The 24,620-nt window shown below is 71.7% G+C and carries 19 protein-coding genes; 10 read left to right on the top strand and 9 right to left on the bottom strand.

What is annotated here, in order from left to right; translation table 11 throughout:
- Positions 1-150 precede the first annotated feature (150 nt).
- The 3 genes from WMF42_RS28055 to WMF42_RS28065 all read left to right on the top strand — a co-directional run bounded on the left by WMF42_RS28055 (position 151) and on the right by WMF42_RS28065 (position 3,825).
- The gene (locus WMF42_RS28055) at positions 151-1,137 is read left to right on the top strand and encodes a LysR family transcriptional regulator (RefSeq protein ID WP_437685935.1); all 987 of its coding nucleotides are present in this window, start codon (positions 151-153) and stop codon (positions 1,135-1,137) included.
- Between the two features lie 560 nt (positions 1,138-1,697).
- Positions 1,698-2,669 (top strand): aldo/keto reductase, encoded by a 972-nt coding sequence (locus WMF42_RS28060; protein ID WP_061609436.1) that lies wholly within the window; start codon positions 1,698-1,700, stop codon positions 2,667-2,669.
- A gap of 193 nt (positions 2,670-2,862) precedes the next feature.
- A complete protein-coding gene (locus WMF42_RS28065; protein ID WP_437685938.1) occupies positions 2,863-3,825 on the top strand; it encodes an MBL fold metallo-hydrolase in 963 nt (320 codons plus the stop codon).
- A gap of 491 nt (positions 3,826-4,316) precedes the next feature.
- On the opposite strand, the gene WMF42_RS28070 is transcribed toward WMF42_RS28065, so the two are convergent.
- From WMF42_RS28070 to WMF42_RS28080, 3 genes are read right to left on the bottom strand one after another with little or no spacing between them, the layout of a single operon-like run.
- On the bottom strand, positions 4,317-5,192 hold the full coding sequence (locus WMF42_RS28070) for a carbohydrate ABC transporter permease (RefSeq protein WP_233561855.1): 876 nt from the start codon (positions 5,190-5,192) through the stop codon (positions 4,317-4,319).
- Positions 5,189-6,187, bottom strand: coding sequence for a carbohydrate ABC transporter permease (locus tag WMF42_RS28075; RefSeq protein WP_061609438.1), 999 nt, complete (start codon positions 6,185-6,187; stop codon positions 5,189-5,191). The genes WMF42_RS28070 and WMF42_RS28075 overlap by 4 nt, the downstream gene beginning before the upstream one ends.
- Positions 6,184-7,554 carry an ABC transporter substrate-binding protein gene (locus WMF42_RS28080; RefSeq protein ID WP_081426641.1) on the bottom strand — a complete coding sequence of 457 codons (1,371 nt, stop codon included), beginning with the start codon at positions 7,552-7,554 and terminating at the stop codon, positions 6,184-6,186. The genes WMF42_RS28075 and WMF42_RS28080 overlap by 4 nt, the downstream gene beginning before the upstream one ends.
- A 288-nt stretch (positions 7,555-7,842) precedes the next feature.
- Between WMF42_RS28080 and WMF42_RS28085 the strand changes: the two genes are divergently transcribed.
- Positions 7,843-9,060 (top strand): cytochrome P450, encoded by a 1,218-nt coding sequence (locus tag WMF42_RS28085; RefSeq protein WP_437685941.1) that lies wholly within the window; start codon positions 7,843-7,845, stop codon positions 9,058-9,060.
- 88 nt (positions 9,061-9,148) lie between these two features.
- Here the strand turns inward: WMF42_RS28085 and WMF42_RS28090 are convergent, their stop codons facing one another.
- The 4 genes from WMF42_RS28090 to miaB form a co-directional block, all read right to left on the bottom strand.
- Positions 9,149-10,582, bottom strand: a complete 1,434-nt coding sequence (locus tag WMF42_RS28090; RefSeq protein ID WP_233561856.1) for a VanW family protein — start codon at positions 10,580-10,582, stop codon at positions 9,149-9,151.
- A 108-nt stretch (positions 10,583-10,690) separates the two neighbouring features.
- Positions 10,691-10,891, bottom strand: a complete 201-nt coding sequence (gene thiS, locus WMF42_RS28095; protein WP_061609442.1) for a sulfur carrier protein ThiS — start codon at positions 10,889-10,891, stop codon at positions 10,691-10,693.
- The gene (locus WMF42_RS28100) at positions 10,888-11,460 is read right to left on the bottom strand and encodes a gamma carbonic anhydrase family protein (RefSeq protein WP_061609465.1); all 573 of its coding nucleotides are present in this window, start codon (positions 11,458-11,460) and stop codon (positions 10,888-10,890) included. The genes thiS and WMF42_RS28100 overlap by 4 nt, the downstream gene beginning before the upstream one ends.
- A gap of 1 nt (position 11,461) precedes the next feature.
- Complete coding sequence (gene miaB / locus WMF42_RS28105) at positions 11,462-12,955, bottom strand: tRNA (N6-isopentenyl adenosine(37)-C2)-methylthiotransferase MiaB (RefSeq protein ID WP_061609443.1); 1,494 nt, start codon at positions 12,953-12,955, stop codon at positions 11,462-11,464.
- 244 nt (positions 12,956-13,199) lie between these two features.
- Here miaB and WMF42_RS28110 point away from each other — a divergent pair, with 244 nt between their 5' ends.
- The 6 genes from WMF42_RS28110 (at position 13,200) to WMF42_RS28135 (ending at position 19,348) form a co-directional block, all read left to right on the top strand.
- Positions 13,200-15,032 (top strand): AMP-dependent synthetase/ligase, encoded by a 1,833-nt coding sequence (locus WMF42_RS28110; protein ID WP_437685946.1) that lies wholly within the window; start codon positions 13,200-13,202, stop codon positions 15,030-15,032.
- Positions 15,033-15,169: 137 nt separating this feature from the next.
- Positions 15,170-16,132: a prolyl aminopeptidase gene (pip, locus tag WMF42_RS28115; protein WP_437685948.1), complete on the top strand. Its 963-nt coding sequence runs from the start codon at positions 15,170-15,172 to the stop codon at positions 16,130-16,132.
- Between the two features lie 742 nt (positions 16,133-16,874).
- Complete coding sequence (locus tag WMF42_RS28120) at positions 16,875-17,483, top strand: hypothetical protein (protein ID WP_437685950.1); 609 nt, start codon at positions 16,875-16,877, stop codon at positions 17,481-17,483.
- Between the two features lie 110 nt (positions 17,484-17,593).
- Positions 17,594-18,091 carry a hypothetical protein gene (locus tag WMF42_RS28125; RefSeq protein ID WP_155798545.1) on the top strand — a complete coding sequence of 166 codons (498 nt, stop codon included), beginning with the start codon at positions 17,594-17,596 and terminating at the stop codon, positions 18,089-18,091.
- A gap of 118 nt (positions 18,092-18,209) precedes the next feature.
- The gene (locus WMF42_RS28130) at positions 18,210-18,410 is read left to right on the top strand and encodes a hypothetical protein (RefSeq protein ID WP_437685952.1); all 201 of its coding nucleotides are present in this window, start codon (positions 18,210-18,212) and stop codon (positions 18,408-18,410) included.
- Between the two features lie 440 nt (positions 18,411-18,850).
- On the top strand, positions 18,851-19,348 hold the full coding sequence (locus WMF42_RS28135; protein WP_061609448.1) for a host attachment protein: 498 nt from the start codon (positions 18,851-18,853) through the stop codon (positions 19,346-19,348).
- On the opposite strand, the gene WMF42_RS28140 is transcribed toward WMF42_RS28135, so the two are convergent.
- Positions 19,314-20,822: an OmpP1/FadL family transporter gene (locus tag WMF42_RS28140; RefSeq protein WP_437685954.1), complete on the bottom strand. Its 1,509-nt coding sequence runs from the start codon at positions 20,820-20,822 to the stop codon at positions 19,314-19,316. The two genes, WMF42_RS28135 and WMF42_RS28140, sit on opposite strands and share 35 nt — an antisense overlap.
- Complete coding sequence (locus WMF42_RS28145) at positions 20,819-24,592, bottom strand: hypothetical protein (RefSeq protein ID WP_437685956.1); 3,774 nt, start codon at positions 24,590-24,592, stop codon at positions 20,819-20,821. The genes WMF42_RS28140 and WMF42_RS28145 overlap by 4 nt, the downstream gene beginning before the upstream one ends.
- Between the last annotated feature and the right edge of the window lie 28 nt (positions 24,593-24,620).

Below are 24,620 nucleotides of genomic sequence, written 5' to 3' on the forward strand. Positions count from 1 at the left end.
GCCACAGGACCACCTTGATCCTTTCCACCACGGAGGAGAACGGCCCCGATCGCCGAACCAGCTTTTCGAAAAAGTTGAAGATGACCGGCCTCGCCGCTACCGTGCGCGCCTCGCGGCCGACCGAGGTCGGAGCCGCGTCGGGAGCGGGCGATGGTCGAGCTCGAGGACATGCGGCTGTTCGTGTGCGCCGTCGCGGGCGGCAGCCTCTCGGCGGCGGGGCGCGAGCTCGGGTTCTCGCCGGCCGTGGCGAGCAAGCGCATGACGCGGCTGGAGACGGCGCTCGGCGTGCGCCTCCTCCAGCGCAGCTCGCGGCGCCTCACGCTCACCGGCGAGGGCGCGACGTACCACGAGCGCTGCGTCGCCATCCTCGCCGACGTGAGCGAGGCCGAGCTCGCTGTGTCGGCAGGCCAGGCCGAGGCGCGCGGCCTGCTGCACGTGTCGGCGCCGGTGGACCTCGGCCGGCAGTGGATCGGGCCGGCCGCGGCCGACTTCGCGGCGGCGCACCCGCAGCTCCGCGTGCGCGTGAGCCTGTCGGACAGCGTCGTGGACCTGCTCGAGGCAGGCGTCGACGTGGCCGTGCGCATCGGCGCGCTGGCCGACTCGCGCCTCGTCTCGCGACGGCTCGCCCGCAGCCGCCGCGTGCTCTGCGCCGCGCCGGCCTACCTCGCGCGCCGCGGGTGGCCGCGCGCGCCAGCGGACCTCGACGGGCACGCGTGCATCGTGCTGCAGCGCCCGGGCATGCGCCCGCTCTCGTGGACCTTCCGCACCGCGAAGGGGCTCCACACCGTCCGCCCCTCCGGCCGGCTCGTGGCCGACAGCGGCGACCTGGTGCGCGACTGGGCCGTCGCGGGCCACGGACTGGCCTTCAAGTCGATCTGGGACGTCGCCGCGGACATCGACGCCGGGCGCCTCGTGCCGCTCCTGACCGACCTGCCAGCGCCTAGCTCGGCCGTGAACGTCCTCTATCCGAGCCGGCGCTTCCTGCCCGCCCGGGCGCGGCTGTTCGTCGACTTCCTCCAGCAGCGCTTCGCCGCGCGCGAGGCCGCGGTGCTGGCCGCCGCCTCGCCGCGCGCCGAGCCGCCGCCGCCGCGCGGCCGCGATCGCGATCGCGATCGCGATCGCAAGCGCAGCGCCTGAGCCGCGCTCCCCTCCCGCGCGCTACCCCGCGCCCCGCCGCCAGGAGCTGCTCCCGCTCCTCGGCCGTCGGGCGCCGCCCCGAGAGGTAGCGCCGCTGGTACGCGCGGACCGCGGCCAACGACGCCTGGTTCAGGATCCTTATCGGCCCCCTCGGCGCGTACAGGCTTGTCACCTCGAGCTGCGTCGTCCCGCCAGCGCCCGGCCAGAAGCGGGACGTCACGAGCCCTCGCGGCCACAGCATGTTCTCCTCGAACAGCTCGGCGCTGATGACGACGACATCGGGCGAGCCCCGCTGCGCCGAGTACCGCGCCGTCTGCAGGAAGGCGCCGGTGCCCGGGAGATCCACGCTCGTCCTGAGGGACGAAGGTCGGCTCCCGGTACAACGCGCCGTCACCGCTCCGCGCGCGGCCCGCAGCGCGGCTCGCCCGAGCTCACCGCCGCGCTCGGATCCCCCGCCCGCCGGGCCGGCCCCAGGGCGCGCGGCTCCGGCGAAACCTTACCGCGCGTTCAGCATCCGCGCATGGACGGCCGGCAGGCCCCTTTGCTACCCTCCGGCCGACATGAACTACCGCAATCTCGGACGCACTGGCCTGAAGGTCAGCCCACTCTGCCTCGGCACGATGAACTTCGGCCCGGAGACCAGCGAGGCCGACAGCTTCGCGATCATGGACCGGGCCCTCGAGCACGGGATCAACTTCTTCGACACGGCCAACGTGTACGGCTGGAAGCGCGGAGAGGGGTTCACCGAGCAGATCGTCGGCCGCTGGCTCGCCCAGGGCGGCGAGCGGCGGGACCGCATCGTCCTCGCCACGAAGGTCTACGGCACCATGGGCGAGGGGCCGAACGACCGGCGCCTCTCGGCCTACCACATCCGGCGCGCCTGCGAGGCGAGCCTGCGCCGCATGCAGACGGACCATATCGATCTCTACCAGATGCACCACATCGACAGGGAGACGCCCTGGGACGAGATCTGGCAGGCGATGGAGCAGCTCGTCCGCGAGGGCAAGGTGCTCTACGTGGGCAGCAGCAACTTCGCCGGCTGGCAGATCGCGCAGGCCAACGGCCTCGCCGCGCAGCGCCACTTCCTCGGCCTCGTGTCGGAGCAGAGCCTGTACAACCTCAACGTGCGCACCGTCGAGCTGGAGGTCCTGCCCGCGTGCCGCGCGTTCGGGCTCGGCGTCCTGCCCTGGAGCCCGCTCGCCGGCGGCCTGCTCGGCGGCGCCCTCCAGAAGGCGCGCGAGGGCCGCCGCGCGTCCCCCGACGCGCAGGCGCGCATCGAGAAGGTGCGCCCCAAGCTGGAGGCCTACGAGGCGTTCTGCGCCGAGCTCGGCGAGAAGCCGGCCGACGTGGCCCTCTCGTGGCTGCTCCAGAACCCCGTCGTGACGTCGCCCATCGTCGGTCCGCGCACCGCCGAGCAGCTCGACGGCAGCCTGCGCGCGCTCGAGATCAAGCTGACGCCGGAGCACATGAAGCGCCTCGACGAGATCTTCCCGGGCCCCGGCGGCGAGGCGCCGGAGGCCTACGCCTGGTAGCAGCGCTCGCGACGATCACCCGGCCCCCCTCGCCCTCCCCTCTCGCGCCCGCCTCGCGCCGCGCCGTCGCCGCTCCCGCACGCGGCGACGGCGCCGTCGGGCGGGCCGATTTCCATTCCAGCGCGGCCGGCGGATGACCTACGCTCCGAGGCCCGGAGACGCGCCCAGGGCGCTCGGGCACGAGGGGGTATCCATGGGCGGATGGCGGTATGAACAGGGGCTGCGCGACGTCGGCAACGGCTGCTTTGCCTATCTCCAGCCGGCGGGCACCTGGGGGCACAGCAACGCGGGCCTCGTCACCTCGGACGGCCAGGCGCTGCTCGTCGACACGCTCTTCGACCTGAAGCGCACGCGCGAGATGCTCGACGCCATGCGCGCGGCGACCCCCGCCGCGGCGCAGATAGGCACCGTCGTGAACACCCACGCGAACGGGGACCATTGCTACGGCAACGCGCTCGTCGCCGGCGCGACGATCGTCGCCACGCGCGCCAGCGCCGCCGAGATGGACGAGATCCCCGCGCCGATGCTCGCCACGATCATGCGGCATGCGCGCAGCGGCGCCGCCGGCGCGCTCGGCGATTACCTCCTCCATTGCTTCGGCGCCTTCGATTTCGACGGCATCGCCCCCACCGCGCCCACCCGCGTCTTCGACGGCGAGCTGGCGCTCACGGTCGGGGCCAAGGAGGTCCGCCTCCTCGAGGTCGGCCCCTCGCACACGAAGGGCGATCTGCTGGTCCATGTGCCCGCCGATCGCGTGATCTACACAGGCGACGTCCTCTTCATCGACGTGACGCCGATCATGTGGGCAGGGCCGGTCGGCAACTGGATCAAGGCCTGCGATACGATCCTCGCGGCCGACGTCGACGTCATCGTGCCCGGCCACGGCCCCATGACGGACCGGAAGGGCGTGCGCGCGGTCCGCGACTACCTCGTGTACATCCGCGACGAGGCGCGGCGCCGCTACGACGCCGGCATGTCCCCGGCCGACGCCGCCCGCGACATCGCGCTCGGCGACTACGCGAGCTGGAGCGACGCCGAGCGCATCGCGGTGAACGTTCACACGCTCTACCGCGAGTTCAGCGGAGGAGAGCTCGCGCCTCCCGACCTGCTCGAGATCTTCGGCCTCATGGCCGAGCTCGCGCGGAGGCCGCGCTGAAGGAGCCAGAAGAAGACGATTGTCATTCATCCACCAGGGCAAGGGTGAAGAAAAGATAAGCCAAGAGCACGCCAGTCGTCCGTGGCAACAAGCGATTCGCGGCGTCTGTCTACCGCGTCGCCCGGGTTCGTCCCCGGCTCCGTGATGGAGACGGAGACGAGCCACAGAGACGCAGCGGGCACCGAGGAACCAGAGCTTCTCTTTCTCTCCTCTGTGCCCTCTGTGCCCTCTGTGGTTTCTTCTCTCATGAAACCAGGGACGAGCCGTCACAACGCGGTGCGAGGCCGCGCGCAGGGGGCGCCGCCAGCCGCCGTGGACCGAGAGTTTCCCCCGAGAGCGACTCCAGGTCAAGCGACGCCGAGGACGTGCGCAGACAGGAAATGTCCATTCCGTCGCATCGCCGTCGCGCTCACGTTGCGCGGCGTTTCAAGGCATTTCTCGTCGCTGCGCCCCGCGTCGTCGCGCCCGCGTCGCTGCGCCCCGCGCGCCGATCACCCTTTGAGGCCGGTGCGGGCGACACCCTCGATCACGTACCGCTGCGCCGCGATGAACACCGCGAGGATCGGGACGCTCGCCACCATCGCGCCGGCCGTGACGAGCGCGTAATCGGTGGCGTGCGCCCCTTGCAGCAGCGCGAGGCCGGGCGACAGCGTGAGCTTGTCCGGGTTGAACAGCACGTAGATGGGCCAGAGAAAGTCGTTCCAGTTGCTCAGCAGGCTGAGCACGGCCAGCGTCGCCAGCGCCGGCTTCGACAGCGGCAACACGATCTTCCAGAAAACGACCAGCCGGCTCGCGCCGTCGAGCGCCGCCGCCTCTTCGAGCTCCCGCGGGAGGCCGAGGAAGAACTGGCGCAGGAAGAACACGCCGAACGCCGAGGCGGCCGGCGGCACGACGAGCGCCGGCAGGCTGTCGAGCCAGCCGAGGGCCCGGACGATCAGGTAGTTCGACGGCAGGAACATGATCGGCGGGATGAACAGCGTCGAGACGATCGCCGCGAGCACGAGCCGCTTGCCGCGGAACTCCATGCGCGCGAGCGCGTAGGCCGCCGGGGCCGCCGTGGCGAGCACGAGCAGCGCGTGGGCCGCGGCGGCCAGGATGCTGTTCAGCAGCCAGCGGAACACCGGCGCCTGGGCGCTCGCGCCCGCGAGCGCCTCGTAGCTCTCCACCGTCACCCGCGCGGGGACGAGCGTGGGCGGCACCGCCGTCGCCTCGGGCGGCGACTTCAGCGAGGTGAGCGCCATCCAGATCACCGGGGCCAGATAGACCACCGCGAGCACGATCAGCGCGGCATACGACAGGGCCCTCTCGATCTTGCGGCGGCGGACAGGGCAGCTCCCCGCGAGCGCCGCGAACGACCGGACGCTCACGGGATCTCCTCGTCGCTGCGCCGGCCGAAGAACAGGAGGAACATGCCGAGGTTCACGAGCGCGAGCAAGAAGGCCTGGACGTAGCTCATGGCCGCCGCGGTGCCGAGCCGGAAGTTCCGGAACCCCTCCTCGGCGATGTACATGATGGTCGTGCGGGTCTCGCTGCCCGGCCCGCCCCCCGTGACCAGGTACGCCTGCCCGAACATGTTGGCCGACCCGAGCACGGTCATCGTCACGATGAACACGAACACCGGCCTGAGCCCCGGCACGGTGACGTGGCGGAACTGCTGCCAGCGGCTCGCGCCGTCGATGCGCGCGGCGTCGTAGAGCTCGTGGTGGATGTTCTGCAGACCGGCCAGGTAGATCACGGCGTTGTACCCGAGGGTCCACCACACGGTCATCCCCACCAGCGAGACCCAAACCCACGGAACCGCCGTGGTCCAGCCCGTGTCCGAGGGCAGACCGACCTTCCCGAGCAGGTGGTTGACAACGCCGATCTGGGGATCGAGCAGGAGCCGCCACATGAGCGCCACGACCGCGACGCCGAGCACGTAGGGCGCGAAGAAGATGGCCCGGAAGAACGAGCGGCCCGGAAAACGCTGGTTGAGCGCGAGGGCGATCAGCAAGGGGAGCGTCACCAGGACAGGCACGCTCAGCGCCGTGAAGAGCGCCGTGGCCCGCACAGCGCGCCAGAAATTGCCGCGGATCGGCGAGCCGGACCGGAACAGGTCAGCGTAGTTGTCGAGCCCGACCCAGGGCTTCGTCGGCAGGAACGGGTCCCAGTCGTGGAGGCTGAGCCACACGCCGAGCACGATCGGCACAACGACGAAGAGGCCGAACAGCGCGAGGTACGGCGCGAGGAACAGGTAGGGAGCCCACCGCCCCGGGCGCGCGGCGTCGCGCCGCAGCCGGCCCACGCCGGGAGCGGCGCGCGGCGCGCCGCTGTCCGCAGCGGCGCGGCCGGGCTCCACGAGGGGTACGTCGACCGTTGTCACAGCGCCCTCCCGAACTTCCTGAGGTTGTCCGAGAGCAGCGCGTCGGCCTCGCGGGCGGCGCGGTTCAGGGCCTCTCTCGGCGCGGACCTCAGCAGCACGGCCTCGTTCACCGCGAGATCGAGGGTGGAAGCGCGCACCGAGTCGATGCCGGCGATCGCCGGCGGGAAGCGGACCACCGGGATCTGCTCGGCGAAGATCGCCTGTTCGGTCATGCGCCGGAACGCGGCGCTCTCCCGGGCCTCGCGCCGGGCAGGCACCATGCCGGCCTCCGCCCACTCGAGCGAATGCCGGCTGAGCCAGTCGACGAAGACCACCGACGCCGCGAGGCGGCCCTGGCCCGACGCGGGCTGGCGCGGGAGGACGAGGTTGTGCGAGTTGCCCCAGACCGCCCGCTGCGCGCCGATCGTGGGCACCGGGAGGACGCCCCACTCCAGCCCGGGGATCGCGCGGTAGACGTTGATCATCCAGATGCCGTTCCAGAGGAACGCGTTCCGGTTGTTGGTGAAGGCGATGCTGTCGGCGTCCTGGCCGACGTCGCGCGGGCTGTACCCCCGCTGGATCAGCTCGAGCATGAAGCCCAGCGCCTCGACGCCGGCCTCGGAGTTGAACGTGGCCCGGGCGCCGTCCTCCGAGAACAGCTCTCCTCCGCCCTGCCACAGGAGCGACTGGAACATCAGCCCTCCGGTGAACAGGACCGGCGACACCCACGATCCCTGGATCCCCCTCCGCTTGAGCTGCTCGAGCACCGCCATGTAGTCGCGCCGGGAGCGCGGCAGCGCTGGTTCGCCGAGCCCTGCGTCGGCCAGCACGGCGCGGTTGTAATAGAGGCCGAGGGGGTGCACATCGAGGGGTATGCCGTAGCGGCGGCCCCGGTAGACGCCGGCGTCCCAGAGCGTCCGGGAGAAGTCGCCGGCGCCGAGGCCGAGCGCGTCGGTCACCTCGTCGAGCGGGAGGAGGGTGCGGTGGACTGCCGCCGTGGCGAGCTGGTCCGCGTGCATGACGGCCACGTCGGGGCCATTGCCGCTGTCGACCGCGGCGGGGAGCTTGTAATAGAAGTCGCCCCACCGGGTCACGCTCATCCGCACCTTGATGTTGTCGTGCTCGCTGTTGAACCGCTCGATGAGCCGCTCCATCGGCGGCCGGTCGCCCCCGGTGAAGCCCGTCCAGAACGCGAGATCGATCGCCGGGCCGGCGTATCCCCGGCTGCCGCCGGCCGCGATCGCGGCCTGATCGCGCACGTCGACCGGCTCGCCGCGACAGCCGAGCAGCAGCAGGCCCGCGGTCGCCCCCACGCCGGCGAGGAGCGCGCGACGGCCCGGCAGCCGCTCAGGATCTCCCCGCGTCCCAGGAACTCGCGCCCTCTGCATCTGCCCTCTGCTCACGTGATCTCGCCGCAGAGGGCCCGCTTCCGGCTCCTGGCCTGCGGCCGGGCCGAGCCGTGGCTCAGCCCCGGTCCCCCGGCTGCCGCGGCGCTCTACACCGATGTCATCCACCGTCCCAGTGGAATATTCCAGGAGCGCAGCGGCGACCACGCGATGCTCCGGAGTTGCCGTTATCTCCTTTCTTCGGTCTGGCGATTTTCTCCGGCGATGTTGCCTTCACCAGGCCGCATGGTATGCCAGACCACAAGCCGCGCTTGCTTCCAGGAGGGAACCATGAGTCACGCGTTCAATCTCGTCGCGCCCGAGTTCACGCAGAACCCCTATCCGGTCTATGCCGCGCTCCGCGAGAAGGCGCCTGTGTGTCAGGTCGAGCCGGGGGGCTTCTGGGCGGTGAGCCGTCACGACGATGTCGTGTATGTCCTCAAGCACCCGGAGCTCTTCTCGTCCGACACCATGGTGGCGAGGACGAGCCGGCAGGACGAGCGGCTCCAGCGCGAGCCGATCGCCATCAGCGACGTGAACATTCTCATGAGCGATCCGCCGGTCCACACCAGGGTGCGCCAGCTCGTCAGCGGCGCGTTCACGCCGAGGGCCATTGCGCGGCTCGAGCAGCGGGTGCGCGAGATCACGACCGAGTACCTCGATCGCATCCTCGCCAAGGACGCCTTCGACATGATGGAGGACCTGGCCGTGCCGCTGCCGGTCACGGTCATCTCCGAGATGCTCGGCGTCGATCCGGCGCGCCGCGACGACTTCAAGCGCTGGTCCGATGACGCCGTGAGCTCGGGCGCCGGCCAGCTGAGCGACGCGGAGGTGGAGGGCGTGCTCCGGAGCCGCCGCGAGATGCGCGCCTATTTCCACGAGCTGATCGCGGAGCGGAAGCGGCAGCCGCGCGAGGATCTCATCAGCGACCTCATCCGCGGCGAGGTGGAGTACGGCGAGCTGAAGGGGGACGACGTGCTCAGCATGGTCGTCCTGCTGCTGATCGCGGGCAACGAGACGACGACGAACCTCATCGGCAATGGCACGCTCGCGCTCCTCGAGAACCCCGGCGCCCTCCACCGCCTCCGCGAGGACCCGTCGCTGATCCCTGGGTTCATCGAGGAGGTCCTCCGCTACGAGGGGCCCGCGCAGTTCCTGATGCGGCAGGCGACCCAGGACGTGACCCTCTCCGGCGTCACCGTCCCGAAGGGCGCGATCGTCGTGCCGATCATCGCGTCGGCCAACCGGGATCCCGCGCAGTTCTCCGATCCGGACAGGTTCGATATCACCCGGGAGCAGCGCGGCAACGTGGGCTTCGGCTACGGCATCCACTTCTGCGTCGGCGCGCCCCTCTCGCGGCTCGAGGGCAAGATCGCCTTCGAGGAGATCTTCCGGCGGCTGCCGCCCTTCTCGCGCGAGCCGGAGCCGGTCGTGTGGCGCAGGATGTTCAGCCTGCGCGGGCTGCAGAGCCTCCGCCTGCGCTTCGACAGGTCCGCGCGCGCCGCGTGACCCGGCGCCCCCCGCGCTCCCTGGAGGGCGCGCCCGCCCCCGCGCGACGAATCAGCGGCGGAGGCGCAGGGGGCCTCCGCGCCGCCGCTCACATCGAGAAGCCGTCGCCCTGCGCCTGCGCAGGGGGGGCCTGCGCCTCCGCAGGGACCTCCCCCTCCTGGAGCTCCTCCACCGCCTTGGCGTGCTCCGGGAGCTCCGGGAGCGCCGAAGGATCGTAGTCCGGCGCGACCCAGAACACCTCGGGCGCGGGCTTGTACTCGCTCGTATAGCTGCGCTCGCCGACCCGGCCGTCCCTGTACCGGACCTTGACATACGACCTCACGTCGTATCCGCACGAGCCCTTCTGGTGGCGGCGCACCTTGCCCTCCGACAGGTCGGGCTTCACGTAGATGCGGCGGATGAAATCGTCGGTGTGCTCGGCGGCGACCTGGTGGACGACCTCCGCCACCGGGTCGCCGCCCAGGATCTCCACGCGCAGCACCGTGGGCGAGGGCAGGTACGCGTGGATCATGATCGGGAACGGGAGCGTGTTCCTGATCTTCAGGTCCGACTCCGGGTAGGTCACCATCGCGTCGAGCCCCATCGGGATGTAGGCGCTCGGGCGCGAGTGGCTCTGGCGGTCCGGCGTCTCGAGCGCGCCGAAGAGCGACGCGGCAAAGAGCGTGCTGGAGACCTGGCACGTCCCCCCGCCGTAGCCGGGGACGGTCTCGTCGCCGAGGATCTCCGGGGCGATGGTGAACCCGTTCTTGCGCGTCCGCGGGCCCACATGGGCGTTGAACGAGAAGGTCTCGCCGGGCGCCAGGATGGTGCCGTCGATCCTCGACGCGGCGTTCTCGATGTTCACGGCGCGCCCGGCCTCCTTGCCGTGCCGCTTGAACTTCGTCTCGTACGCCGCGACGACCCGGGTCACGTCGACGCTCACAAGGTCGTCGACGACGACGGCCGGCGCGATGGTCCGGACCGCGAGCTCGACGCGCTCCTCTTCCTCGTACGATTCGTGGGCGCCGGCCCGCAGCGCCTTGAGCGACGCGTCGACGTCGAGCGCCCGGCCCGCCTGCTCCGGGATCTTGCGCCGGTTCGCGAGGTCGAGGCGCGCGTCGCGTGGCGCCCGGTAGACCTCGGGGGCGAGCCGCTCGAGCAGCGCGCGGGCCTTGTCCTCGTCGACCGACCAGACGAGCGGCACGTCGATCCCGCCGCGCCGCGCCCGCCGCGCCTCCCGGATCCGCCGCGCCCAGGGGCCCTCGTGGCCCACGCGCTGCGCTGCCGCGAGCGTCTCGCCGACGTCGATCTCGACGCCCGCCTCGCCGAGCGTCGCGGTCAGCTCCACGTCGTCGTGGCGGAGCCGGATCTCACGCGCGCGCAGCGCGTCGCGCCGCGCCTCGATCCAGGCCGCCGGCGAGGCGCCGTCCGGCACGAAGCGCTCGCCGATGGAGAGGCCGCGGACCACCGGCGACGCCGGCAACGCGTCGCGCACCGCCAGGGCGGCGCCCACGCCGGCCGACCCGCCGAGCGCCAAGACCAAGACGAGGGCCCTCGTATCCACGGCAACCCGGGATGGTAGCCGGATCGCGGACGGACTGGAAGATCGCTGGACCGCGAGCGGTCGGAAGAGAGCTGCCGCGGGGCGGCCTCAGCCGCCGCCCACGAAGTGCACGATCTCGATCACGTCGCCCTCGGCGAGCTCGGCCGCCGTGTGCTCGGCCCGCGGCACCACCTGGCCGTTGCGCTCCACCGCCACCGGGCCCTCGGTCAGCCCGAGCAGCTCGACGAGCCTCCGCACCGTCACCGCCGCAGGCACCTCGCGCGCTTCCCCGTTCACCGTGATGTTCATGGCTTCTTCACCTCGTGCTGCGCGACGCCCGGCGCTCCCGCCGCCGTCGCGGCGAGCGCGGCCCGAAAGCGCCGCGCGTTCTCCACATAGCCCGCCGCGCCCATCCTGCCGAGCTCGGCCTGGTCCGGCCGCACCTCGCCGATCACCCGGGCCGGGTTGCCGCGCACAAGCGACCGCGCCGGGATCACCTTGCCGGGCGGCACCACCGCGCCCGCCGCGATCACCGAGCCCTCGCCGATCTCGACGTTGTCGAGCAGGATGCTCCCCATCCCGATCAGGCACCCGTCGCCGACGAGGCAGCCGTGCAGGATCGCCCCGTGCCCGATGGTCACGTCGGCGCCGACGATCGTCCGGGAGACGCCGCCCGTCAGGTGCAGGCACGCGAGGTCCTGCACGTTGGTCCGCGGGCCGACGCGGATCGCGCCGATGTCCCCGCGCAGCACAGCGCCGAACCACACGCTCGCCTCGTCGCCGAGCTCCACGTCGCCGATGACCGTCGCGCTCGGCGCCAGGAACACGTCGCGCCCGAGCCGCGGCGACACGCCGTCCAGAGCGAGGACGAGCGCCACGTCAGCCCCCCTCGGCCGCGACCACCGGCAGCGAGCGCCGGGCCGGCCGCCCCGCGTCCGCGCCGCCCCGCGGCTGCTGGCGCGCCGCGGCGCGCGCCGCCTCGGTGAGCTCGGCCTGGAGCGAGTGCTTGTTCGCCCGCGCGATCGAGACCTCGACGACCTCGCCGAGCAGGTCGAGCTCCCCGGCGCCCTCGATGTGCGCGATCTCGTGGCGCCCCGTCCGGCCCGACCAGAGCGCCCCGCCCGCGCCGCGCTCACGCCCCGCGCCGCGCTCCTTGTCGCGCCCCTCGACGAGCACCTCCTGCGTCGTCCCGACGAGGCCCGACAGGTGGGCGGCGAGCAGCGCCTCGCTCTCCTCGAACAGGCGCGCGAGCCGCGCGCCCTTCACGTCCTCGGCCACGTCGTCCGGCAGCTTCAGCGCGGGGGTGTGCGGGCGGCGCGAGTACTTGAAGCCGAAGAGCCCCTTGAACCCCACCTCGCGCACGAGCGACAGCGTCGCCGCGAAGTCGTCCTCCGTCTCGCCCGGGAAGCCGACGATGATGTCGGTCGAGAGCGTCAGCCCGGGGACGGCCTCGACGAGCGCCCGCGTCCTCGCGACGTACTCGGCGCGCGTGTAGCGGCGGATCATCCGCCGGAGCACGCGGTCGCTGCCCGACTGCACCGGCATGTGCACGTGGCGCGGCAGCACGGCGAGCTCGGCGTGGGCGAGGACGAGCGACGGCGTGAGGTGCCGCGGGTGAGGGCTCGTGTAGCGCAGGCGCGCGAGGCCCGGGACGTCGGCCGCGATCCGCCGGAGCAGCGCGGCGAACTCGCTCTCGTCCGGGTCGTCCGCGCTCGCGCCCGGGGCCCGCGGCAGCGCGCCGAGCGGGTCGCGGTAGCTGTTCACCGTCTGGCCGAGGAGCGTGATCTCGCGCGTCCCCGCGGCCACGAGCGCGGCGATCTCGGCGACGATCTCGTCGCTCGCCCGGTACCGCTCCGGCCCGCGGGTGTAGGGGACGATGCAGAACGAGCAGCGCTCGTCGCAGCCCTTCATGATCGTGACGAACGCTGTCGGCGCGCCGCGCGTCGAGGGCGACGGCGACGCGACGAGGAACCGCGGCGCGTCCAGGTCGAACACCGTGCGCGCGACCGGCAGCCCGCCGAGCGCGAGGTCGCCGAGCAGGCCGGGCAGCTCCGGGATGTTGTCGGGCCCCACCACGACGTCGATCGCCCGCATCTGCTTGAGGAGGCGCTCCCCCTCCTGCTGGGCCACGCACCCCGCCACGACGACCACCCGGTCGGCGCGCTCCCGCTTCCAGCGCGCGAGCCGGCCCACCTCGCTCCGCAGCTTCTGCTCGGCCTTCTCGCGCACGCTGCACGTGTTCAGCACGAGCACGTCCGCCTCCTCGGGGCCGCCGGCCTCCGTGTAGCCGGCACGGCGGAGCACGTCGTGCATCCGCTCGGAGTCGTGCACGTTCATCTGGCAGCCGAACGTCGTGATCGAATACCGGGGCATCGAAGCGATGCACCCTCTAACAGAAGGTGCCCGGGGCCGCCACCTCGCGCGCCGGACGCGCCCGCGCGCGCCGCCCCTACCCGCCCGGCCCCGCGACGCGCAGGAGGCGGCGCACCGGCGGGCCAGTTCGTCCAGCCTCCACGCCCTTCCACGCCCTCCACGCGACGACGGCGCGCCGCGCGCCGAGAAAAGCGCGCAGGGTCGTCGCTGCGCCATGGTAACAATCGATGTGGGAGGAGCCCCGATGGCCAAGCTGGAGAACCTGGTACAGTTGCTCGATCGCTCACTGAGCCTTCACGGTCCGCGGCCGCTGTTCGGCACGAAGGCGGACGGCCGCTGGAGCTGGATCACCTATGCGGAGTTCGGGCAGCTCGTCGCCAGGTTTCGCGGCGGCCTGGCGTCGCTCGGCGTCCAGCGCGGCGACCGGGTGGCCCTCATCTCGAACAACCGTGTCGAGTGGGCGGTCGCTGCCTACGCCTGCTTCAGCATGGGAGTCGCGGTCGTGCCGATGTACGAGGCGCAGCTCCCGGCCGAGTGGGCGTTCATCATCAACGATTGCGAGGCCTCGGTCGCGATCGTCGCCACGCCGCAGATCTACGAGAAGTGCAGGGATCTCCCCGAGAAGGCGCCCTCGCTGAAGCACATCGTGTGTCTGTTCGAGCCGGAGGGGCCGGACGGCGCGCCCGGCGCACGGACCACCTCGTACGGGGCGCTGCTCGCCGCGGGCGAGAAGGGCCCGGCCCTGGCCATCGATCCGACCGCCGCGGACACGGCGTGCCTCATCTACACCTCGGGCACGACAGGCAACCCCAAGGGGGTGATCCTCTCGCACGGCAACATCGCGTCGAACGTCTGCGCGGTGCTCGATCTCATCCCGTTCGGCAGCGCCGACAGGAGCCTGTCGTTCCTCCCCTGGACGCACTCGTTCGGCCACACCGGCGAGCTCCACGTGATGATCACCGTGGGCGCGTCGATGGCGCTGAGCGAGTCGGTCGACAAGATCGTCGCGAACCTCGCCGAGGTGCACCCCACCGTGCTGATGAGCGTCCCGCGCATCTTCTGCCGCATCTACGAGGGCGTGCAGAAGCAGATGACGGAGAAGCCCGCGCTCGTCCAGGGCCTGTTCCGCGCCGGGCTGCGCGCCGCGGCGAGGCAGAACAAGGGCGAGGCGCTCGGCCTCGTCGAGCGGCTCACGCTCGCGGCGGCGGACCGCGTCATCTTCTCGAAGATCCGCGACAAGTTCGGCGGCAAGCTGAAATATGCGATCAGCGGCGGGGCGGCGCTCTCCTACGAGGTGGCCGAGTTCGTCGACGCGCTCGGCATCACCGTCTACGAGGGATACGGCCTCACCGAGACGTCGCCTGTCGTCGCGGTGAACTACCCGGGAGCCCGCCGCCTCGGCACCGTGGGCAAGCCGATCCCGGGCGTGAGGGTCGAGATCGACCGATCGGAGACGCATGACTCGCGGCAGGGCGAGATCGTCGTGTATGGCCCGAACGTGATGGTGGGCTATCACAAGCGCGACGAGGAGAACAAGGCCGTCATGATGGAGGACGGCGGCTTCCGCACCGGCGATCTCGGCTACCTCGACGAGGACGGCTATCTCCACGTCACCGGCCGCATCAAGGAGCAGTACAAGCTGGAGAACGGCAAGTACGTCGCGCCGTCCCCGATCGAGGACAAGCTCAAGCTGTCTCCGCTGATCAACAACGCGATGGTGTACGGCGACAACCGCCTCTTCAACGTGGCGCTGATCGTGCCCGAGATGACGGCGCTCGCCGAGTGGGCGCGGGGCGAGGGGCTCACCTTCGACTCGCCCGGCGCGATGCTGAGGCACCCGCGGGTGATCGCGCGCGTCCAGGCGGAGGTCGACAGGTGCTCGTCGGACGCGAAGGGGTTCGAGAAGATCAAGAAGGTCGCCCTCACCGACGAGGACTTCACCGCGGAGAACGGGATGCTGACGCCGACCCTGAAGCTGAAGCGGCGCGTGGTGCTCGCGAAGTACGCTCCCGTGCTCGACGCCCTCTACAGCGGCTCGACCAAGGCCGCGCCGCGCGAGGCCGCGCCGCCCGGCTGAGCGCCCCGGCGGCCCACGCCGGGCGGCTTCCGCGCCCGGCCCGCCCCCGCCCTTCCCCTCGCGGCGCACGTTGGCGTACGCTGGGCGCCCCGTGGCGCCGTCCGGGCGCCGGGTCGACGGACGGGAGCGGGGGCGGCATGACCATGACAGGCACGCAGAGGCGGACGCTGTACCCCGAGATCGAGCCGTACCGCGCCGGCAGGCTCCGCGTCTCCGAGGTTCACGAGATCTATTTCGAGGAGTCGGGCAATCCGCGCGGCAAGCCGGTGATCTTCGTGCACGGCGGCCCCGGGGGCGGCACGGAGCCCAAGCAGCGGCGCTTCTTCGACCCGGCCGCCTACCGGATCGTGCTCTTCGATCAGCGGGGCTGCGGCAAGAGCACGCCGTACGCGTGCCTGGAGGAGAACACCACCTGGCACCTCGTCGCGGACATGGAGGCGCTCCGCGAGCACCTCGGCATCGAGCGGTGGCAGGTGTTCGGCGGCTCGTGGGGGAGCACGCTGTCGCTGGCCTACGCCGAGCGGCACCCGGCGCGGGTGACCGAGCTCGTGCTGCGCGGGATCTTCCTCCTGCGGAAGCAGGAGCTCGAGTGGTTCTATCAGCGGGGCGCGAGCGCCCTCTTCCCGGACGCGTGGGAGGAGTACTTCGCGTTCATCCCCGAGGCCGAGCGGGGCGACCTGCTCACGGCGTATCACCAGCGGCTCACGAGCCCCGACCCCGAGGTGCAGCGCCGGGCGGCGCGCGCGTGGAGCGTCTGGGAGGGGCGGACGAGCTGCCTGTTCACGAACCCCGAGCTCGTCGCGAAGACGGCGGGACACGACTTCGCGCTCGCGTTCGCCCGGATCGAGTGCCACTACTTCATGAACAAGGGGTTCTTCACCACAGAGACGCAGCTCCTCGACGACGTGCACCGGATCCGCCATATCCCCACGGTCATCGTGCAGGGCCGTTATGATGTGGTCTGTCCGGCGGAGAGCGCGTGGGCGCTCCACCGCGCGTTCCCGGAGGCCGATCTGCGCATCGTAGCGGACGCGGGGCACTCGGCGATGGAGCCGGGCATCCTGCACGAGCTGGTCGAGGCGACCGACCGGTTCCGCTGACGAGCGGCCGGCCGCCCCTCTGCTCGGCCGAGCGCGCGCAGGCGAGCGCGCGGCTCACGGCGCGGCGATCACCGCGCGACCGCGGGAGCAGGCGACAGACCACGTGTGCCCGGTCCGATCGGAGATCCACGTCTCCGTGCGCGCGTTCGGCGTGCTCGACGCGAGGCGCCGGAGCCGCTGGCTCGTCGATGGCGTGATGGCACGCCCGCTCGTAGCGGTGCCACGTGGCACGTGCCAGCCGAGCGGCGCCACGTGCCACGTGCCAGCGACCGTGGTGAGCATGGCACGTCACGCCGTACGGCCCTCGCCTCTCCACAATTTCTCGCCGGAACGAGCCCGAGACCACGCGCCAGGCGGTGGCCCGGAGCTTGCACCCGCTCTATTCGTCTGGACGGTTCTTCTCCATGGCAACGTAAGACAGGAATCGTCCGGACATGAAGGCTGGAGCTGAGCGGCTGCGCCGCCGCGATGCACACCGGCTCTCATGGGTCGTCCCGGCATCGACGGCCGGGCTTCATCACGTCCCGTGCACCTGGCGGCCGGGCGCCGAGGAAGCTGCGCTGTACGGCCAGAGGTGGATGGGACAGGAGCAACACAGATCGCTCACCGGGCAGTGGAGGCGAGTGAGTGGTCGAGGCTTGTAACACGGCCCGGGGCGGTGATCCGCCGCCGGGGAACCGCCCCGGCGCCCGGATCTGGAGCGCCTGCGGGCCTCTCGAGGCATGCAATGTCGTGGTTGCGAATGGCATCGGTTGCGTTGGTGGGGGCGGCGGCGGGCATCGCTGCCGCCGTCGTGGCCGGCAAGAACGAGCTCCCGAGCGCCCCGGAGCCGGTGGCGGACGTCGCGCGAGCGCCGGCGAGCGAGCCGGATCGCGGCCGTCGGCCCCGGACCGACGAAGCCATGACGAGCGCGCGGCTCGCTCGCCTGGAGGAGGAGCTCGCGGAGCTGCGGGGGCAAGAGGCGCCCCAACCACAAGATAGCTCCACGGATCAAGCCGTGGATGACGAGGCCGAGAGTGCTCGCGTTCAAGAGAGGTTCGCCACGGCGCTCCAGGACTTCGAGCGGGCACAGGTGGACCCGACCTGGGCGCCGCAGGCCTCCAAATCGCTGCGGACCGACCTGGGCGCGCTCTCCGAGCGGCTCGGCTTCGACCTCGAAGACGTCGAGTGCAAGGACCGGCGGTGCGTGGCCCAGCTCCGATGGGCGACGCACCAGAAAGCAGCCCAGCAGTTCGCCGCAGTTGCACATTCCAAATATTCAGTCAACTGCGCCATCGATATCGTGTTGAAGAGACCAGACGGCGAAGCGGCCAATGTCGCAAATCCCGTCATATTCTCCAACTGTCAATAAACTTCCTTCGTCGCAACAGGCACTGTGGACCCGTTGATTCGCGGCATCGCATGGCGCGCTGCCTTGCATGGGCACTCCGTGCGCGTTCGCGGCGAAGAACGTGAGGTAACATGAAAATCAGTCCCACTCTGGTCGCCTCGTTCGTGGTCGGGTTCATCGTCGCGTCGGGAACGTTCAGCAGCGCGGCCAGCAAGATAAGAAGATACCATCATTTCGATTGCCACGGTTATGGCGCTGGACAGGTTTGTACACATGTGAGCTCGGAGGACTTCACAGCAACCGAAGCGCACGAGGTACAGGTCAACACCCACTTCGTGGGCCGAGTCGAACTCCCCTATGCTATGCCGTACGCGAAGGTATGCGTGCTGTTTCAGTCGATCGAAGGTGCGGCTGGCATCTCGTGCGGGGTCGAGGTGAGAGATACTCCCCCCGTTCCCTATCTGCACTCGATTAACTACACGTCACAGATCACGCTTCGCTACGACCGGCCCAGCGGGAATGAGCTCGCGCCATGGCACGATAACCCTGCCGGCTATCCGTATATCTATTATTATCCCGGAGATAATGACGAGGGCTGGCTGGGTGGTTTCAAGGTGCTCAAGGATTGACGGCGCGTCGCCCCCCGAGCTCCCCGATCGGCTCGTCCTCGCCGGCTGAGGCGCGGAGCCGCCGAGGAGCTCGGCGGTCCTCGCCGGAGCCCTCGCGCGTCAGTCGTCCATCACCGCGTTGACGATCCCGTCGAAGAACTCCCCGCTCCCGACCGCGTCGAGCATCCGGTTCTACCCGCTCTCGTCCAGGGCGAAGCGAACCATGCCGACCTGGCTCGTCCTCGCGGATCTCCGCATCTGTCCTACCCGGGCGCCCGGTCACCCCGTGCTCGCCCCTCCGGCGCTGGCGGCCAGGCCGAGCAGCGGACCGATCGCCTGAACGACCCGGGCCGCCTCCTCGTCCCCAAGCGCGACGGCGTGGGTGAGCCTCTCAGACAGCGACGCGATCACGGCGGTCCGTGGCGACGGGCCAGCCGTCGCGAGGTCACCAGGTCCGGGGCCCTGCGGTTGAGCCCGCGTTGGGGCCATGGCCTCGAAGGGTGCGATCGGTCGTCACGTCTCCAGATACCGAGCCGCCTGCTGCGGCCTTGGCTCGTACACCGAGAACCGTATTTCGCACTCAACAACTTCCTGAGCCGCTCTCGCCCCCTCCCGTTCTCCTCGAATTCATGCATATGGAGGAGGATGAGCCTGCTCGATCCTGCGCCTTTGCGTGCAATCCGGTCGAATCCCGTCGGTTTAGGCTCGCCGGCCGCTTGCGCTGGGGGGTGTCGGTCTTTAACGTAGACAAAGGGAATCGTTGATTCCCTGTGGAGGCTTATGGCAAACAAGGCAGCACGGAAGACGTGGATCCTGGTCTCCGACGCAAGCCGCGCCCAGCTCTATCGTGAAGAGCCTGCGGGCAAGGGCTTTACCCTGCTCGAGTCCTACACTCATGACGAGAGCCGGGCGCGCGTGCGGGATCTGATGGCCGACGCGCTCGGCCGGAAGCCGAACGGCACCCCCGGCGGGAACGGCAACGTCGGCGGCGGGGGCGGCACGTACATGGGCCGTCCGGGCGTCGCGCCCGACACCGATCCCAAGGAGGTCGAGAAGCAGAAGTTCGCCCAGGAGCTCGCGGAGGTGCTGGAGAAGGGCCTGAACGAGCACGCCTACGAGTCGCTGGTGCTCATCGCTCCACCGCACTTCCTCGGCCTGCTCCGCGGGACGGTGAGCAAGCAGGTCAGCAACCACATCGAGTCGAGCGTGGACAAGGACCTGAGCTGGCTGGACGGCCCCCGGCTCACCGAGCGGCTGCGCGAGCTGCGCGCGGAGTAGCGCTGCCCTCCGGCGCCGCCTCGAAGGTGTAGGCGACGCCGAGCCCCACGACGTTCGCGCGGGCGCTGTAGGCGCCGCCGTTGATGGTGTTCGGGCTCTCCGGCGGGTTGGCCCGCACCGGGCTCACCTGCGGCACCCGCGCGTCCGCCGGATCCACCCTCACGCCCGCGGCGAACACGTGCGCGTAGCTCGCGTCGAGCCGCCACCGGCCGAGGTGCACGCCCAGGCCGGCCGCGGCGGTCACCTTGGTCGCGTCGATCGTGAGGACCGTGAGGTACTCGGGCGGGACGGCGGTCTGCTCGAAGCTCGCGCCAGCGCGCAGATCCCACCGCCTGCCCGCGAGCTCGACCGAGTACTCGCCGCCGAGCCGCGCGGAGAGCGAGGCCTCGAAGCGCCGGGGGAACTCGACCGCAGGTACGCGGAATTCTTCAGGAAAACCGACGACGCCGCGGAGCACCAGGCCGTCGGGCTCGACGAGGATGTCGTCGTGCATGCCCCAGCCCTCGACGCCCACCCCGAGCTCCACGCGCAGGTCGTCCTCGACCCGCGCCTCCACGCCGGCGCGGAGGATCCAGGGCAGGTCGAAGGAGACGTCGGCGTCCTCGCCCTCCTGGACGGCGCGCTCGAAGACAGGCGCCGCGGGGAGCCGCGCCCTGACGGTGGCCGGCGCGCGCACCCAGACGGGGAGCTGGAAGGCGAGGCCGACGCGCCACGCCCGGCTCGGGATGAAGAGCGCCCCGAGCTGGCCGGTCGGCGCCACGATCGGACCGACCGAGAGCTCCGAGTGGATGTCCCACTCCGCGTCCTCGGGCGCGCAGAACATCCGCTCGGGGACGCACCCGGAGACGACCATGCGGCTGTTGAACGTGCCCACCACCGCGCCGAGGGCGGCGCCGAGGCGCCACGCCGGCGACGGCGCGTACGCCGCGCCGGCCCCGACCAACGCGAGCGCCGAGCCATCCATCGTGAACAGCGCATAGCGCTGGGGCGCCGGCATGCCGTTCACCTGCTCCGGATAGCTGGCGATGGCCGCGTACGGCGCCCACACCCCGCCCCAGACGACCCATTGCGGGGCGACCTTGAACGACGCCGCGAGCGTGGGGATCGGCAGCACCGGCGCGGTGCCGGTCACGGGGGCCATCGTCTGCACGAAGCTCGCGCCCGTCGGCTCGCCGGTGTTCGGATCGACCTGCCGCACGATCGCCTGGCGCGTGTACTGGCTGCGCCACTCGAAGAGCGCGGCGTCGATCAGGACCTGGGAGCCGGCCTCGTAGACGCCCGCGGGGTTGTAGGCGATCGCCCCGAGGTCGTCGCCCCCGGCGATGTACGCCCCGCCGCGGGACGACGGGCGCACGCCGCGATCGGTGAAATACAGCCCGGCCGCGCCCGCGTCCCCCGCGGGCACGGCGAGCGCCCCGGCGGCGGCCGCCGCGAGGATCGCCGCGCGGTTCATGAGCTTCTGCACGCGGATCACTCGTGAGGTCGATTCTTGATGATGGCGTAGATCTGCTCGAGCCCGCGGGTCTCATCGAGCAGGAAATCCCGCGTCGAGAGGAACACCTGCCGGTAGTCCTCCGCCGAGAGCGGCGCGGCGCTCTCCGCGTCGACGCGGTTCACGTCGGCGAGCGCGTCCAGGAACACCTGGATCGGCGCGCGTCCGTCCGCCATCGGCGCCACCAGCGCCGGGAGCACGTGATCCATCGCGTGGTACCTGTCGTACCGATCGTCGTTGAGCGCCTTGAGCGCCTCGAGCCCGGCGTCGGCCGCGCCCGGCCCCTCGGCGTCCCCCGCGGGGCTCAGCGCCACGGCCGCCGTCCTGAGGAGCGGCGCGAGCACGTCGTCGCTGGCGAGGAGCTGCGCCCCGTCCACCACCGTCGCGAGCAGCGCCGGGAACGCGTCCCCGTCCGCGTCGAGCATCGCGGCGAGGAACCGCTCGACCTCCCGCCGCGCCGGCTCGTGGGCGCGGATCGACTCCATGACATCGGCGAGGCCCGCGAAGAGCGGGTGGCTCACCAGGTCGACCACCTTGGCGCCGAGCTCCTTCTGCGCCCAGGCGCACCGCCCCGTTGTCTCGCGATCCGGGCACCGCGCGTTGAGCTGCTCGCGGAGCGCGCGCAGGACCACGGCGCCCATCCGCGGGAGCGCGCGGTTCTTGAACCGCGCTTCCGGCCCCGACCCCTCGACGGCGAGCAGCGCGTCGATGAGCTCGTCCGTCGCGCGCTTCCACTGCCCCTTTCGCTCCGCGGCGTCGGGCGCGCTGCTCTCCTCGAAGCGGGCGTCGATGCGGTTCAGCGCGTCGGCGAGGAGGGTGAACCCGGTGAGCTGCTCCTGGGTCCGGCCGTCGGCCCACGTGGCCGTCTTCTTCCCCCACCGGTCGACCATGCCCACGCTGGCCGCGTGGTCGGCGCTGAAGAGGATCCGCGCGAGCTTCTCGATCGCCTGCGCCTTCGTCCAGGCCTGGCCGGCCCGCGGGCCGCGCTGGACAGTCACCGGGGCCGCCGGGTCGGTCGCCATCTTCGCGAACGCGACCGACGACGCGAGGACGTCCTCGGCCTGGAGCGCGTCGGCGAGGATCGGCTCGTACGAGCTGGCCCCTGCCTCCGAGCAGTAGGCTGTGTTGGTCGCCGGCGAGCCCGCCTTGATGCACTCCGGCCCGTGATCCTTGCCCGGCCAGTGCCGGTACGCCGTGCTGAAGAGATCGATGAGGATCTCCTCGCCGGTCGTGTCCGGGCCGACCTCGGCGAACGCCGCCACGATGGGGCTCAGGTACGCGCCGAGCCCGAGCCGCTCGATCAGGAAGGTCGTCCCCGGGTGGCGCACCCGGATCAGGTTCTCCGGGGTGCTGCACTCGTTCACGCCGAGCGCGTTCTTCGGGCAGTGGATCGTCCCGGCCGGCTCGAGCGACCCCGAGATGAACTGGTTGGTCGTCTCGTTCGCCAGGTCCCGCAGCGGATCGAGGTCGCGCAAGCCCGGGTACCGCTCCGAGTCGGCGCCGAAGTAGATGAGCCGGCTGAGCGCGGCCGGCGTCGGGTGGCCCGTGAGCCCGGTGATGCCGCTGGCCGACTCGAGGATCGCGTCGGTCACGAGCAGCGCGAGGGCCGAGGGCTTCACCGCGAGCTCGGCCCGCTTCGGGTGCCCCTCCGGGAGCAGCGAGTCGAGGTAGAAGGCCGCCAGGTCGTCGATCTGGAACAGCTCGCACTCGGCGAAGTCGACGAAGGGCACCGTGAGGCCGAAGACTGTCACGACCGCGCCCTCCTTGTTGCACTGCCGGACGCCGGCGGTGTCGTGCATGAGGTGCATCAGCCGCTCCATGTTCGAGCGGTTGTCGCCGGCCCTGGGCTTCGTCGGGTCGACAGGGGTCCGCGGGTCGGCCGTCGACGGCGCCCCGACGGTGAGGTTGATGGCCGGGCCGTTCAGGTCGCCCGGGTTGTACGCGTACTGATCGCGGGTCGTGAGCATCGCCGCGACCGCCTCGCCCGCGTGCCGCGCGCCGCCGTGCTGGGCGAGGAGCGCGTCGCTCGCGAGCGCCTCGAGCAGGCGCGCCACGAGCCCCGGCTGCTCGACGGCCCTGCCGAGCACCGCCGCGAGCTCGTCCCCGAGCGGCGCATCGTCGGCGATCTGCGCGACCGGCTCCTTGCCCTCGGCCGCGAGCCGGTCGTGCTCCCGGGCGACGTCGCGGATGCGCAGCGCCGCGCCGGCCATCCGGGCGAGCTCCGCCTCGTGGTTCTCGAAGAGGTCGATCAGCGTGACGAGGAGGGCGTCCGAGTCCCGGTCCGCGAGCACCTGGCCGACCGCGTGCGCCATGTCGGCAAGCGGCGAGTCCTCCCCGCGGAAGCGGCGGTACCGGAGGCAGCCGTCGCACGTCGCGTCCGGCGGCAAGCGCTTGCCGCGCGCGAAATCGTACTGGGCCTCCTCGCGGTCGCCGAAGAGCAGGTACGAGCCGGCGAGGGCGTACATGAGCCCCTCGTGCTCGGTCTTCCACGGCTCGGGGTCCCCGTCGCCCGCGTAGCGGGTCGCGTCGAGGAGCGGCGCGATCGAGCGCAGCGCCGCGGCGGCGAGCGTGCGGGACGTGTCGATGTACGCGTAGCGCTCCGGCGACGGCCGGCCGAACCGGTCCGGCTCCCGCGACGGGGCGACGCCGGGGACCCAGAACGGTGTGTCGAGAGATAACGAAGCGCCGGACGCGTCGACGAAGCGGCCGAACGCGTCGACGTCGGCGAGGCCGTCGCCGTCCTCGTCGGCGAACGGCGCGGCGACGCCGCCCCCCGCGGGCAGCGCGAAGCCGCGCCGGTCGCGGCGCGCGATATAGCGCGGCGGCGCCGCGTCGCGCTCGGCGAACCGCGGGTGCTCCGCCACAGCGACAGCGCCCGCGAGCTCGGCCAGGGTCCGGGGCCGGCTCGGCTGCGCGGTGGCCTCGTCGATCGCGAGGGGCGCCTCGCGCGAGGTCGTCGGCTCCATCGCGAGCAGCTCGCCCTTGCCGGCGGCGAGGAGCGCCTGGAGGGCCGCCTCGCCCGCCCCGCCGGGGCCGAGGACGTCGAGCGACGCCAGCGTCATCGCGCGGAGCTCCGGGTACTCGAGCGCCGCCCGCGCCGCGCCGAGGGCCACGCCGGCCGGCCGGTAGCCCTTCCGCTCCCCGATCTGCGCGAGCTTGCCCGAGGCTTCCTCGCTGCCGGCGAACGCCGCGGCGAGCCGCCCGATCCCCCGCGTCGACTCGGGCAGCACCGGGGGCGCCCCCGCGTCGAACGGGTTCGTCTCGTAGAGCGGCGCGATCGTCTGCGACAGGCTCAGGACGGCGTCGTGCAGCCGGATCTTCCCGCCCCCCTCCCCGGCCGCGACGTTGTCGATCTCGACGTCCGGCACCGCGGCGTTGACGGCGCGCACGAGGTCGCCGCGCCGCCGCGCCATCGCCTCGACCTTGGCCACGCCGAGCCGGCGCGCCCGCTCCGCCCTGGCGCCGGAGACGGGCGGCAGCAGCGACACGTCGACCGTGTCCTCGTAGCGGCCCTCGCCATCGTGGTGACACACGCGCTGGTACGAGGCGCCTGTCGGGTCCTCGACCAGGCTCGACGCGCCCACGCGGTCGCAGAGCACGCCGAAGACGTCGTCGCCCAGCGTCGCCTTGGGGGGCGCTACCCGCCGGGTGTCGAGCGGCTCGTGACACGAGGCCGCCACCGCCCCGGCCGCGGCGAGCGCGACCAGCCGAACCCCATTCGCGGCCGAGGAACGCAGCGTTCGCCTGCGCATGACGACAACCTCCCCAAGACACCTCCAG

The organism is Sorangium sp. So ce176 (assembly GCF_051519835.1).
In the GTDB taxonomy this organism is placed as follows: Bacteria; Myxococcota_A; Polyangia; order Polyangiales; family Polyangiaceae; genus Sorangium; species Sorangium cellulosum_G.

Bases quoted from the DNA above. Each gene is read 5' to 3' on its own strand.
- WMF42_RS28055 (WP_437685935.1), top strand. From the start codon at position 151: ATGGTCGAGCTCGAGGACATGCGGCTGTTCGTGTGCGCCGTCGCGGGC.
- WMF42_RS28060 (WP_061609436.1), top strand. From the start codon at position 1,698: ATGAACTACCGCAATCTCGGACGCACTGGCCTGAAGGTCAGCCCACTC.
- WMF42_RS28065 (WP_437685938.1), top strand. From the start codon at position 2,863: ATGGGCGGATGGCGGTATGAACAGGGGCTGCGCGACGTCGGCAACGGC.
- WMF42_RS28080 (WP_081426641.1), bottom strand. From the start codon at position 7,554: ATGCAGAGGGCGCGAGTTCCTGGGACGCGGGGAGATCCTGAGCGGCTG.
- WMF42_RS28085 (WP_437685941.1), top strand. From the start codon at position 7,843: ATGAGTCACGCGTTCAATCTCGTCGCGCCCGAGTTCACGCAGAACCCC.
- thiS (WP_061609442.1), bottom strand. From the start codon at position 10,891: ATGAACATCACGGTGAACGGGGAAGCGCGCGAGGTGCCTGCGGCGGTG.
- miaB (WP_061609443.1), bottom strand. From the start codon at position 12,955: ATGCCCCGGTATTCGATCACGACGTTCGGCTGCCAGATGAACGTGCAC.
- WMF42_RS28110 (WP_437685946.1), top strand. From the start codon at position 13,200: ATGGCCAAGCTGGAGAACCTGGTACAGTTGCTCGATCGCTCACTGAGC.
- pip (WP_437685948.1), top strand. From the start codon at position 15,170: ATGACCATGACAGGCACGCAGAGGCGGACGCTGTACCCCGAGATCGAG.
- WMF42_RS28120 (WP_437685950.1), top strand. From the start codon at position 16,875: ATGGCATCGGTTGCGTTGGTGGGGGCGGCGGCGGGCATCGCTGCCGCC.
- WMF42_RS28125 (WP_155798545.1), top strand. From the start codon at position 17,594: ATGAAAATCAGTCCCACTCTGGTCGCCTCGTTCGTGGTCGGGTTCATC.
- WMF42_RS28135 (WP_061609448.1), top strand. From the start codon at position 18,851: ATGGCAAACAAGGCAGCACGGAAGACGTGGATCCTGGTCTCCGACGCA.
- WMF42_RS28145 (WP_437685956.1), bottom strand. From the start codon at position 24,592: ATGCGCAGGCGAACGCTGCGTTCCTCGGCCGCGAATGGGGTTCGGCTG.